This window comes from Staphylococcus sp. HMSC034C12 (assembly GCF_001835895.1).
Taxonomy (GTDB): Bacteria; Bacillota; Bacilli; order Staphylococcales; family Staphylococcaceae; genus Staphylococcus; species Staphylococcus hominis.
This window is the reverse complement of the sequence record NZ_KV826331.1, coordinates 1-12,395: the sequence shown is the minus strand read 5'-3', so window position 1 is coordinate 12,395 and position 12,395 is coordinate 1. Positions and strand designations below refer to the sequence as shown.

At 30.0% G+C, this 12,395-nt stretch carries 11 protein-coding genes and 1 riboswitch; of the genes, 9 read left to right on the top strand and 2 right to left on the bottom strand.

The window, feature by feature from the left end; all coding sequences use genetic code 11:
- Nucleotides 1-10: 10 nt before the first annotated feature.
- The 3 genes from HMPREF2629_RS06685 (at nt 11) to HMPREF2629_RS06675 (ending at nt 3,469) form a co-directional block, all read left to right on the top strand.
- Nucleotides 11-736 (top strand): response regulator, encoded by a 726-nt coding sequence (locus tag HMPREF2629_RS06685; RefSeq protein WP_002449874.1) that lies wholly within the window; start codon nt 11-13, stop codon nt 734-736.
- Nucleotides 720-2,486: an ATP-binding protein gene (locus HMPREF2629_RS06680; protein ID WP_270671344.1), complete on the top strand. Its 1,767-nt coding sequence runs from the start codon at nt 720-722 to the stop codon at nt 2,484-2,486. Before HMPREF2629_RS06685 ends, HMPREF2629_RS06680 begins: the two co-directional genes overlap by 17 nt.
- Nucleotides 2,487-2,731: 245 nt before the next feature.
- Nucleotides 2,732-2,859, top strand: a riboswitch (FMN riboswitch).
- A 64-nt stretch (nt 2,860-2,923) separates the two neighbouring features.
- Nucleotides 2,924-3,469: an ECF transporter S component gene (locus HMPREF2629_RS06675; protein ID WP_002449844.1), complete on the top strand. Its 546-nt coding sequence runs from the start codon at nt 2,924-2,926 to the stop codon at nt 3,467-3,469.
- 83 nt (nt 3,470-3,552) lie between these two features.
- On the opposite strand, the gene HMPREF2629_RS06670 is transcribed toward HMPREF2629_RS06675, so the two are convergent.
- The gene (locus HMPREF2629_RS06670; RefSeq protein WP_002449743.1) at nt 3,553-3,801 is read right to left on the bottom strand and encodes a ferredoxin; all 249 of its coding nucleotides are present in this window, start codon (nt 3,799-3,801) and stop codon (nt 3,553-3,555) included.
- Nucleotides 3,802-3,897: 96 nt separating this feature from the next.
- Between HMPREF2629_RS06670 and HMPREF2629_RS06665 the strand changes: the two genes are divergently transcribed.
- The 4 genes from HMPREF2629_RS06665 to ypdA all read left to right on the top strand — a co-directional run bounded on the left by HMPREF2629_RS06665 (nt 3,898) and on the right by ypdA (nt 9,043).
- Nucleotides 3,898-4,863, top strand: a complete 966-nt coding sequence (locus HMPREF2629_RS06665) for a helix-turn-helix domain-containing protein (protein ID WP_017176281.1) — start codon at nt 3,898-3,900, stop codon at nt 4,861-4,863.
- The gene (locus HMPREF2629_RS06660; RefSeq protein WP_017176282.1) at nt 4,844-6,223 is read left to right on the top strand and encodes a RecQ family ATP-dependent DNA helicase; all 1,380 of its coding nucleotides are present in this window, start codon (nt 4,844-4,846) and stop codon (nt 6,221-6,223) included. The genes HMPREF2629_RS06665 and HMPREF2629_RS06660 overlap by 20 nt, the downstream gene beginning before the upstream one ends.
- A gap of 147 nt (nt 6,224-6,370) precedes the next feature.
- On the top strand, nt 6,371-7,906 hold the full coding sequence (gene ebpS / locus HMPREF2629_RS06655; protein WP_070813230.1) for an elastin-binding protein EbpS: 1,536 nt from the start codon (nt 6,371-6,373) through the stop codon (nt 7,904-7,906).
- 150 nt (nt 7,907-8,056) lie between these two features.
- Nucleotides 8,057-9,043: a bacillithiol disulfide reductase YpdA gene (gene ypdA, locus HMPREF2629_RS06650; RefSeq protein ID WP_017176284.1), complete on the top strand. Its 987-nt coding sequence runs from the start codon at nt 8,057-8,059 to the stop codon at nt 9,041-9,043.
- A 62-nt stretch (nt 9,044-9,105) separates the two neighbouring features.
- Here ypdA and HMPREF2629_RS06645 read toward each other — a convergent pair whose 3' ends face one another.
- Nucleotides 9,106-10,074, bottom strand: a complete 969-nt coding sequence (locus HMPREF2629_RS06645) for an asparaginase (protein WP_017176285.1) — start codon at nt 10,072-10,074, stop codon at nt 9,106-9,108.
- A gap of 75 nt (nt 10,075-10,149) precedes the next feature.
- Here HMPREF2629_RS06645 and cmk point away from each other — a divergent pair, with 75 nt between their 5' ends.
- Entirely contained in the window at nt 10,150-10,806 is a 657-nt protein-coding gene (gene cmk / locus HMPREF2629_RS06640; protein WP_017176286.1) for a (d)CMP kinase, read from the top strand.
- Nucleotides 10,807-11,116: 310 nt separating this feature from the next.
- Nucleotides 11,117-12,295, top strand: a complete 1,179-nt coding sequence (gene rpsA, locus HMPREF2629_RS06635; protein ID WP_017176287.1) for a 30S ribosomal protein S1 — start codon at nt 11,117-11,119, stop codon at nt 12,293-12,295.
- Nucleotides 12,296-12,395 lie beyond the last annotated feature (100 nt).

The window sequence follows — 12,395 nt, the reverse complement described above, 5'->3', positions numbered from 1 at the left end:
GTATATTGTAATGACGAATGAAATATTAATTGTAGACGATGAAGATAGAATCAGAAGATTATTAAAACTTTACTTAGAAAGAGAATCGTTTACTATCCATGAAGCAAGTGATGGTAAAGAAGCATATGAACTTGCTATGGAAAATGACTATGCGTGCATTCTTTTAGATTTAATGTTGCCTGAAATGGATGGTATTGAAATGTCGTCAAAATTACGTGAGCATAAAGATACGCCTATTATTATGCTTACAGCTAAGGGCGAAGAAACTAATCGTGTGGAAGGGTTCGAATCAGGTGCAGATGATTATATAGTGAAGCCTTTCTCTCCCCGAGAAGTCGTATTAAGAGTGAAAGCATTACTACGTAGAACTCAAACATCTAAACCAGAACAAAGCGAACCACATGCAAGAGATGTCATTGAGTTTAATCATCTTATTATCGATAATGATGCGCATCGTGTATTAGCGGATCAACAACAAGTGAATTTAACTCCAAAAGAATATGAGTTATTAATATACTTAGCAAAAACACCTAATAAAGTATTTGATCGTGAACAACTATTAAAAGAAGTTTGGCATTATGAATTTTATGGTGATTTAAGAACTGTAGACACACATGTTAAACGATTAAGAGAAAAATTAAATCGAGTTTCTGAAGAAGCAGCACATATGATTCAAACCGTTTGGGGTGTCGGTTACAAATTTGAGGTCAATACAAATGATGAATCGTCTAAATAGTGTTGTTATAAAACTGTGGTTAACTATAATATTTATAGTAACGACAGTTTTAATTTTATTAAGTGCAGCATTAATTACATTTATTCAATATTATTACACCCAACAAACAGAAAATGCTATAAGAGAAGATGCTTCAAGGATTAGTCATCTTGTTGAAAAAGCTGATAACAAGTCACTTGCCATACAACATAGTCAGGCATTAATTGATGGTACAGGTGGCGTTATTATTATGTCTAATAAAAATATGTCAGCAGAAAAATCTTATAATCTGATTAAAAAAAGAATGTTAAAAGAAATTCAAAACAACGACAACTTTAATAAAGTATTTAATACAGGGAAATCTGCCACACAAAATGTCACAATAAGTGAAAAAGGGGCCTCTCATTCTTATATTCTTTTAGGATACCCTATGCAATCTCAAGATCGTAAACATGCTAAGTTTAGTGGCGTATTTATATATCAAGATTTAAAAACAATTGAAGATACTAATAATGCAATTACCATTATTATTTTAATTACTGCTATTGTATTTTTTATTGTTTCAACGATTTTTGCGTTCTTTTTATCTAATCGTATCACTAAACCACTTAGAAAATTAAGTACACAGGCAATCAATGTATCAAATGGAGATTACTCTCAAAAAACAACAGTAAATACAAAAGATGAAATTGGTGAACTTTCTTATACTTTTAATAATATGAGTCATAAAATTCAAGAACACATTGAAGCTTTATCTACTCAAAAAAATATTCGTGATCGTTTATTTAATTCTATGATTGAAGGTGTAGTGGGTTTAAATGATAAAAGTGAAATTATTTTATCTAACAAAATGGCAGACCAAATACTACCGACAATTGATGAATCTATTTATTCAGAAATTAAAAATCAAATTAATGCCACTTTTCATTCAAAAGGCACAGAGTTTAATGAATATGCAATAAACTCTAAGTATTATGTATTTATAATGAGTTATATTGATCGTATTCAACAAGATGGTCGTAGTGGAATTGTAATCATCATAAGAGATATGACAAATGAACATAATCTTGATCAAATGAAAAAAGATTTTATCGCAAACGTATCCCATGAACTCCGTACACCGATTTCGTTATTACAAGGTTATACTGAATCGATAGTTGATGGCATTGTAACAGAACCTAACGAAATCAAAGAATCACTATCAATTGTATTAGATGAAACAAAACGACTTAATCGCCTTGTCAACGAGCTTTTAAATGTTGCAAGAATGGATGCGGAAGGATTAACCATTAATAAAGAAATACAGCCCATAATGCCATTATTACGCAAAATACAACTTAAATACCGTCAACAAGCACAAGATTTAGAACTAAACATAGACTTGTTACCAAATATTAATGAAGATGATTTATGGAATTACGATGCTGATCGAATTGATCAAGTACTCACAAACTTAATTGATAATGCAACACGCTATACACACCCTGGAGATTCAATTACGATTACTGCTAATAAAGATAGTCAGTATCAAATTTTAAATATAAACGACACAGGTAGCGGTATTGCTCTTGAACATCTTGATCATGTATTTGATCGTTTTTATAAAGTAGAAGCTTCTAGAACTAGGGGTAAACAAGGAACTGGTTTAGGATTATTTATTAGTAAGATGATTATTCAAGAGCATGGCGGAATTATTTCTGTAGAAAGTACAGTGAATAAAGGCACAACCTTTATTATTAAATTACCTAAACCTTCTATAGATTCTAAATAATTAACTTTCAACAAAATAGGATTAAATATCCAAATTTTTTGAGATTATGTTCTTCAAAGTTAAAGATAAAACTTTGAAGAGCATTTTTATATCTATAGTTTTTTAAATATAATATTTCATGTCATATTAATTTAAAATCAGTCGATGAAACTGATGAAACATATCTCTCATTTTTATAAATAAACAGACACATTGCAATGAAAGATTTATTCGTGTAATATAAATTTTAAATGATAAATTCAATAATTCATCTTCGGGGTAGGGTGTAATTCCCAACCGGCAGTAATTTGAGCCTGCGACCCGCTTCAATAAAAGTGGCTGATTCAGTGTAAATCTGAAGCCGACAGTATAGTCTGGATGGGAGAAGGTGGAGGTTTTTTGTTGTGTAAACGTATCCTCCAATTCTTAGTAAGATGAATGGAAGGAGAAAACTGAATATGCAACAAAATAAACGTTTAATTACCATAAGTATGTTGAGTGCAATTGCATTCATATTAACATTTTTGAAATTTCCGTTACCATTTTTGCCTCCATACTTAACATTAGATTTTAGTGATGTACCGACTTTATTAGCTACTTTTATTTTTGGTCCTTTATCTGGTCTTCTTGTAGCATTAATTAAAAATATATTAAATTTCTTATTTAATATTGGCGATCCTGTTGGGCCTGTGGCAAATTTTTTAGCTGGAGCTAGTTTTTTACTAACAGCTTATTTTGTTAGTCATCGTAAACAATATTCATCTCGTCGTTCACTAATTATAGGATTAGTTGCCGGTACTATTGCAATGACTATCGTTTTAAGTATTTTAAATTATTTTGTCTTACTACCTTTATATGGTATGATATTTAATCTTGGTGATGTGTTTACTAATTTAAAAGTAATCATTTTATCTGGTATTATTCCTTTTAATATTATTAAAGGATGTGTCATATCGATCATTTTTATCTTGCTATATCGCCGTTTAAAAAAAGTATTGAAATAAAATTAAAACCTCCGATGACTTCTAAGTAGGAATCATTGGAGGTTTTATATTATAATTATGGTAATACAATTTTATTTACAGATTTATTCAAATTTTAAGGCATCTCCATCAAAAGGCTCTTCTTCAATTTTAATTGAATCAGTTGGACAGCCTTCAAGAGCATCTTCCATATCTTCATATAATTCTTCTGGTACTTCTGCAGTACCTTGATTATCGTCAAGGATTACGAAAGCAATACCTTCGTCATCATAATCGTAAATATCTGGTGCAGCAGCGCCACAAGCACCACAAGCAATACATGTATCCATATCAACGATTGTGTACTTTGCCATTTTATTCGCCTCCTTTGATAAAAATGCTACACTAGTCATAATAAATAATTTTATTATATTCTAGATATAAAAGTTCTATAAAAGAGGAGTTCACTCATGCAAGAAATGATTAGTTATGTTAAACATCACTCATTCAATTATAAAACTAATAAAAGTATATATAATATTTTAAGTGGAAAAAAGTCACATCAAACGTTTTTTGATGCGAGCTCTCAACAACTTTTATCATTATATCATAGTTTACCTAAATTAAAATATCAGACATTTGAACGACTTTTAAATAAAAATGATATAAAAGAATTAAATATCAAGGTGCATCCTCGATTCACTTATGATAGTCTTAATAATACTTTTAAATGTATTCAATTATTAATTCAGACGATATCTCAATATCTCCATCATCAACTTAAATTCGTACCAATGAACCAACAGGTTATTATTCAAAATAAAGTTAAAAAGGTTTATGGAACTATTATTGAAAATGATTTAATAAAAGACTTTGAAAATGAAGTGACTGATTTATTTCAAGCAATCAGTTTAAATAATAATAATAAGTGTTACCTTCATTATTATTTGCATGGTTATGATGAGCCTATGTATACAAGACAACAGGTAAGTTTGATTGAGAATATTTCTATTTCAAAATTATATACATTAGAATTGAATAATTTAGTCACCTTAGGAAGTGAAATTGAAAATAAACAACGTTATCCTATATTGTCTGAATGTATTATTCTTTCATCATTATTAAATAAAACATCTATTACTCAACAATATCTTCATCAAGGTTTGAGTTTAAATGAAATCGCAATTGCACAGAATGTTAAACTTAATACAATAGAAGATCATATTTTAGAATTATTTATTAAAGGTTATGAGAAAAATTACGAAAATTATGTGGGAAAAAAAGATATTTTTCAATTTACTCAATACTATACAGAGCATAAAGGAGAAAGATTAAAACGATATAAACAAGAGTTTGATCATTTATCATACTTTGAAATTAAACTCATGATTGTTGGGATAGAAAGAGGTGAAATGAATGTTAGAGAACAATCTTAAACAATGGTTTGGACATGAAAGTTTTCACCCAGGTCAGAAAGAGGTCATAGAAAGTGTATTACAAGGCAATCATACACTTGGTGTTTTGCCAACAGGTAGTGGGAAAAGTCTGTGTTATCAATTTCCAACTTATATGCAACAAAAACCTACTCTTATTATTTCACCGCTAATTTCTTTAATGGATGACCAAGTGATGCAACTTAAATCTCAAGGTGAACGAAGGGTTGTGTGTATTCATTCAGGTATGGATGAACAAGAAAAAAAAGAAAATATCAATGTATTAAATCAAAGTCGTTTTATATTTCTAAGTCCTGAATTTATTCTTCAATCTCATCATTTCAATTTAATTAAAAACATTCCATTTGGTTTAGTAGTATTAGATGAAGCACATTGCTTATCAGAATGGGGATATGATTTTAGACCGCATTACGCACTTATTGGTCAAATCACTCATCATTTTAAATTAGCGACTATTTTAGCATTAACTGCTACTGCACCGCCACATTTAACAAGTGATTTAGAACATATTTTAAAAGTTAAATTAAACACTATACAAACTACTATGAATCGTAAAAATATTTCGTTATCACATTTTAATTTCAAGGATGACGACGAAAAAATAGAATGGTTATTGAAATTTATTGAATCTTCAGGTCCCACAATTATTTATGTATCATCTAAGAAAATATGCTTACAACTCGCAAAACTCATTTATCAACATGGATATTTAACTGGTATTTATCATGGGGATTTAACTTATCAAGAACGTCAAACTGTTCAAAATCAATTTATTAATAATTTTATTCCAGTTATTGTAGCTACTAGTGCTTTTGGAATGGGGGTTAATAAAAAAGACATTCGGACTGTTATTCATTTTCATTTATCATCTAGTCCTTCAAATTATTTACAAGAAATTGGACGAGCTGGGAGAGATGGAAAACAAAGTCAAGCGATTAGTCTATATCAACCAGACGATGCTTATATTCTAGAGACGTTACTCTTTAATGATGCTATCGTATCAGAAGATGTCGAAACTTTTGAGTTAGGCGCATTCCTTCCACCTAATAAAGAAGAAATTTTAACAGTATTACACCAAAATTATACATTTAAAGAATTGAAACACATTTTTAAAACCTCATATATACGTAAACAAGCTGGTTATCAAAGAATCATAGGTTATACTCGTATAGATCAATGTAGAAGAAAATTTTTACTGGAATTTTTTGGAGAATCTCCTAATCAATCTAATGAATGTTGTGACAATGATTCAGATTTAAGTAAAATTGAGTGTTACAACAGAAAAAAAGTTAAAAGACAATTTACTTTCAATGAAAAAATTAAAAACTTATTTAGAGTTTAGTGACTTTACTTTACTAAAATATTTTATACAGGATATAATTAAATTACAAAATGATTTATAAGAAATTTAAAAAATGATACATATTTATGCATTACTTGGGTATAAATAATGTGACAATTAAAATAAGAAAAAGAAAGGATGTTGACTATGTCTAGAGATAATTTTAAGGATGATTTTGAAAAAAATCGACAATCGATAGATTCAAACGATCAATTCGATCGTGTAAATAATGAAACTAACGATGAAATAGACAATTTTAACAATGAAACTGATCAACAGTTTCCACCAAGAAATGCACAAAGACGACAAAGAAGAAGAAACCAATCTTCTAGTCGTAACAAAAAATTTAACGATCAGGTTAATGATTATGAAGAAGGTTCATTAGATGACCGTTATGATGAGGAAACATTTGACAAAGTACATAACGAAAGTAACTCTCATCATAATCACGAGAATGATGAGAATAATCAACGTTCCAATATAGATGAGCATTATGATGAACGCAACCGTCATTCTAATTTAAATGATCGTCATAATAATGATGATCGTCGTAATAATTCTAATCATCGTTTTGAGGACGATAGTTATGAAAATGATGATAATAGTGATGATAGAATGAATAGTGATCATCGTCGTCATCGTGATTTTGATCAAGATAATGATAGACATGAAGATCATCATTCCAAAATCGGAAAAGATGCAACCATTGCTGGAGGAGCTGCTGCTACTGGAGCTGTTGGAGCAAAAGCATCACGTAATAAAAAACGTAAAAATAATCGTCATGATGAGGAAAATTATAGAGATAATGAAAATAGAAGTGTTCAACATGACAACGAAGATAATAATGAACTAGATAATAAACATCACAGAAAAAAAGGAAATAAAGGCAAAAAAGCTGCTGCAGTCGGTGCTGGCGCAGCTGGAGCAGGTGCTGCTGGTGCTGCTGGTGCTGCTGCTTCTAAACATAAACATCATAATGAACATAACAATCTAAATCATCATGATGATGATAAACATCGTGAATACGAAGATAATGATGGTTTCCAAGCACATAACGGTAAGAAAAAACGTGGTTTAATGGGAATTTTACTTCCACTCATAGCTTTATTACTTATTTTAGCTGCTCTAGCTATTTTTATTGGCATGTATCTTAACAATGACCATAAAGATAAGAATAATAACACTGCAGATAATAAAACAGAACAAACTGAGAACAAAGATAAAGATAAAGACAAAGACAATGCTACAAATGAAAAAGACCAATCAAATGAAACAGCAACAACAAAAGAAGATAAATCAAGTGAATCAGATAATAGCACTAAAAAAGATAGTGATGAGTCAAATGAAGTAGCTACAACAGAAAACAGTACATCAAATGATAATAATGATAAAAATTCTACTGAAAATGCAACATCTGAAAATGATAACAATAAATCAAATGTATATAATAATTCATCAAGTTCAGATAATAACTCAAATTCTCAATCAACTCAAAATAACACACAATCAAGTAATAGTGTTGGCCAACAAACTCACGTAGTATCTGGTAATGATAATTTATATCGTATTGCAATTCAATACTATGGTGAAGGTACAGTTGAAAATGTAAATAAATTAAAACGAGCTAATGGCTTAACTAGTAATAATATTGTAAATGGTCAAAAATTAGTTATTCCTCAATAATATCTGAATGTATTAAAAAAGATACACCTAAAATGGTGTATCTTTTTTATGTTCATTTGAAGATAAGTAAATAATAATGTAAATATTTTTATTTAGAAATATATCAGTAAACTGATATAATATGTTAGTGATTAAAGGAGGCCATTAAACATGCAAACAATTGAAAGTATTATTATTGGTGGAGGCCCATGTGGTTTAAGTGCAGCCATTGAGCAAAAGAAAAAAGGCATAGAAACACTAGTAATTGAAAAAGGTAATATTGTAGATGCCATTTATCATTATCCTACGCATCAAACTTTTTTCTCTTCTAGCGATAAATTAAGTATTGGCGATGTGCCATTTATTGTAGAGGAAAGTAAACCTCGTCGTAACCAAGCACTTGTCTATTATAGAGAAGTAGTAAAATTTCATCAGTTGAATGTACATCCTTTTGAGGAAGTATTAACAGTTAAAAAAATTGGAAATAAATTTACAATTACAACAACTAAAGACGTGTATGAATGTAAATTTTTAACAGTTGCGACTGGTTATTACGGTCAACATAATACTTTAGATGTTAAAGGTGCGGATTTATCTAAGGTTAAACATTACTTTAAAGAAGCACATCCATACTTCAATCAAGATGTTGTGGTTATTGGAGGTAAGAATTCTGCAGTAGATGCAGCTTTGGAATTGGAAAAGGCTGGGGCAAATGTGACTGTATTATATCGTGGAGATCGATATTCAGCAGCAATTAAACCTTGGATTTTACCAAATTTTGAATCTTTAGTTAACCATGAAAAAATCGATATGGAATTTGATGCAAATGTTACTGAAATCACTCAACATTCAGTAACTTATGAAAAAAATGGTGAAACAGTAACAATACCAAATGACTTTGTTTTTGCAATGATTGGTTATCATCCAGACTATGAGTTTTTACAATCTATTGGTATAGATATTCATACTAATGAATTTGGAACAGCTCCAATTTATAACAAAGAAACGTATGAAACAAATGTGGAAAACTGTTATATTGCTGGTGTTATAGCAGCTGGTAATGATAATAATTCAATTTTCATTGAAAACGGTAAATACCATGGTGGCATTATCGCTCAAAATATTTTAAGAAAAAAACAAACTCCACTAGAAAGTTAAATTTCATTTATTTTAATTAAAAGAGAGAAACAATGAGTGCATCATCATTGTTTCTCTCTTTTTTAAGTTTCAAAGTATTCTTTCAATTCCTTGTGATTCATATGATTACTTAAACCAATTAAAAGTTTTAATCTTGCTTTAGGGCCATTTAATCCGTTAGAAAAAATAAGTCCCTCTTCAGCTAATCGAAAACCTCCACCTTCATAATCATATACTGGACTTACAATGCCATTAAATGAGCGAGACACAAGTACGATAGGAATATCTTTTTTGACACACGATTCAATACCTTTTAAACAACTTGGGGGTAAGTTACCTTGGCCTAACGCTTCAATAATTATACCTTGAACATTTTGTTGAGCATAAAATTCTAAAACATCCTTAGTCATCCCCATATACGCTTTAATTAATGGCACATTTAAACTCTCATCTATTCTTGGAAATACTGTTTGTCGATATGGACGATTATAGAATTGAACACGATCTTTAGTTAAGATACCTAAAGGGCCTTGATTAGGACTCTGAAAGGTATTGATATTCGAAGTATGTGTTTTAGTAACATTTCTCGCAGTATGTATTTCGTCATTAAATACGACCATCACGCCTTTATCAGAAGCTTCTAATGAAGTTGCAACTCTAATTGCTGAAATAAAATTATATAGCCCATCTGAACCAATCTCGTTTGATGAACGCATCGCACCTGTTATAACAATAGGTTGACTTATATCGATTGTTAAATCGAGCAAATAAGCTGTTTCTTCTAACGTATCTGTGCCATGTGTAATCACACATCCATCATAATGATTCTTAGAAAATTCCTTAATAATGATGTCTTTTAACTTTATTACATGAGAAAGTGTGATATGTGGTGATGGGACATTAAAGGGACTTATTTCATATACATTTGCATATTGACCTATGATGTTTTTATGTAATGAAATAGGATTGATGTCATTTGTAACGACCTGATTGAGTTGATTTTGAGACATACTAATTGTTCCACCTGTATGAATAACAAGTATTTTTTTCATTAAACTCCTCCTATTTTTAAAATATATATTTATGATAAAATAATACAGATAAAACAACAAGAAAGGAAAAATGTTATGAATCCAATTAATATTGCATTAGATGGTCCTGCTGCTGCTGGAAAAAGTACAATTGCAAGACAAGTGGCTAGTAAATTATCAATGATTTATGTCGATACTGGTGCAATGTATCGTGCAATAACGTATAAATATTTAAAGCAAGATGCTCCTGAAGATTTTCAAAATTTAATTAATCATACTTCTTTAGAATTAACTTACAATCCATCAAAAGGACAACGAATTATTTTAGATAACGAGGATGTGACAGACTATCTAAGAGAAAATGATGTCACGCAACATGTTTCATATGTTGCATCAAAAGAACCTGTACGCACATACGCCGTACAAAAACAAAAAGAATTAGCAATAAAAAAAGGAATTGTTATGGACGGTAGAGATATTGGTACCGTCGTTCTTCCAGATGCTGAGTTAAAAGTATATATGATTGCCTCTGTAGATGAAAGAGCTGAAAGAAGACAAAAAGAGAATGAATTACGTGGCATTTCTTCCACTTTAAATCAATTAAAAAAAGAAATTGAAGAAAGAGATCATTACGATATGAATCGTGATATTTCACCTTTAAGAAAAGCGGAAGATGCTATAACAGTGGATACAACGAGTAAAACTATAGAAGAAGTAACTGAAGAAATATTAAAATTAGTAGAGAATCTGTAATTTTTGTACATAGCTATTTAATTTAATTCGTCAAATGACTAAAATATAAGCGAATTATTTTAAATAGCTATTTTAGTTATATATAATTAATTATGGAAATATAAACAATAAATTTTCTTAATCTTATATTCAATCATAAGTTTCGATTTTTATTGATATTAATAAATATATTTTTTCTATTGCTCAATATTAAATAATTTTAAAAAATGATATATTTTTTAAAAACTTATGAAACTAAAGGGGTATTTCTTGACAATTCCTTGTGTTTATAAGATGTTATAGTTATGTAGTGTATAAGGAGGCAAACATGATGACTGAAGAATTCAATGAATCAATGATTAATGATATTAAAGAAGGTGACAAAGTCACTGCAAAAGTTCAACAAGTTGAAGATAAACAAGTAGTAGTTCATATTGATGGGGCTAAATATAATGGAATTATTCCAATTAGCCAACTTTCAACTCATCACATTGAAAATCCAAGTGAGATTATTTCAGAAGGTGATGAAATTGAAGCATATGTAACCAAAATTGAAATTGACGAAGAAAATGAATCAGGCGCTTACATTTTATCAAAACGTCAACTTGAAACCGAAAAATCATATGAATATTTACAAGAAAAGCTTGATAATGACGAAGTAATCGAAGCTAAAGTTACTGAAGTAGTTAAAGGTGGCTTAGTTGTGGATGTGGGCCAAAGAGGATTCGTTCCTGCGTCACTCATTTCAACTGATTTCATTGAAGATTTCTCTGTATTTGAAGGACAAACAATTCGTCTTAAAGTAGAAGAATTAGATCCTGAAAATAATAGAGTCATTTTAAGCCGTAAAGCAGTTGAACAAGCTGAAAATGACGTTAAAAAAGCATCGTTATTAGATTCACTTAATGAAGGGGACGTTATCAAAGGGAAAGTTGCTCGTCTTACTAACTTTGGTGCTTTTGTAGATATTGGTGGCGTTGATGGATTAGTTCACGTATCAGAATTATCACATGAGCATGTTCAATCTCCTGAAGACGTGGTAAGCGTTGGACAAGAAGTGGACGTTAAAGTTAAATCTGTTGAAAAAGATTCTGAGCGTATTTCTTTATCTATTAAAGATACTTTACCAACTCCATTCGAAAATATTAAAGGTAAATTCCACGAAAACGACGTTATCGAAGGTAAAGTAATTCGCTTGGCTAACTTTGGTGCTTTTGTGGAAATTGCTCCTGGTGTTCAAGGACTTGTACACATTTCAGAAATTGCTCATAAACATATTGGTACACCAAGTGAAGTGTTAGAACCAGGACAACAAGTGAGCGTTAAAATTTTAGGTATTGATGAAGAAAATGAGCGTATTTCTTTATCTATTAAAGCTACATTACCAAATGAAGATGTGATTGAAAGTGACGAAGCTACAACTCAATCATATTTATCTAATGAAACAGATGAAGACAATCCAACATTAGGTGACGTTTTTGGTGATAAATTTAAAAACTTAAAATTCTAATATTAAATATTTTATTATTTAATTTAATGATGAGAGCAAGAAAAGATATTCAAATAGAATTCTTTCGGCTCTATAATAAATTGGACTGATGACTAAAAAT

Excerpts from the sequence above, each read along its gene's own strand:
- HMPREF2629_RS06685 (WP_002449874.1), top strand. The coding sequence starts at position 11 with ATGACGAATGAAATATTAATTGTAGACGATGAAGATAGAATCAGAAGA.
- HMPREF2629_RS06680 (WP_270671344.1), top strand. The coding sequence starts at position 720 with ATGAATCGTCTAAATAGTGTTGTTATAAAACTGTGGTTAACTATAATA.
- HMPREF2629_RS06675 (WP_002449844.1), top strand. The coding sequence starts at position 2,924 with ATGCAACAAAATAAACGTTTAATTACCATAAGTATGTTGAGTGCAATT.
- HMPREF2629_RS06670 (WP_002449743.1), bottom strand. The coding sequence starts at position 3,801 with ATGGCAAAGTACACAATCGTTGATATGGATACATGTATTGCTTGTGGT.
- HMPREF2629_RS06665 (WP_017176281.1), top strand. The coding sequence starts at position 3,898 with ATGCAAGAAATGATTAGTTATGTTAAACATCACTCATTCAATTATAAA.
- HMPREF2629_RS06660 (WP_017176282.1), top strand. The coding sequence starts at position 4,844 with ATGTTAGAGAACAATCTTAAACAATGGTTTGGACATGAAAGTTTTCAC.
- ebpS (WP_070813230.1), top strand. The coding sequence starts at position 6,371 with ATGTCTAGAGATAATTTTAAGGATGATTTTGAAAAAAATCGACAATCG.
- ypdA (WP_017176284.1), top strand. The coding sequence starts at position 8,057 with ATGCAAACAATTGAAAGTATTATTATTGGTGGAGGCCCATGTGGTTTA.
- HMPREF2629_RS06645 (WP_017176285.1), bottom strand. The coding sequence starts at position 10,074 with ATGAAAAAAATACTTGTTATTCATACAGGTGGAACAATTAGTATGTCT.
- cmk (WP_017176286.1), top strand. The coding sequence starts at position 10,150 with ATGAATCCAATTAATATTGCATTAGATGGTCCTGCTGCTGCTGGAAAA.
- rpsA (WP_017176287.1), top strand. The coding sequence starts at position 11,117 with ATGACTGAAGAATTCAATGAATCAATGATTAATGATATTAAAGAAGGT.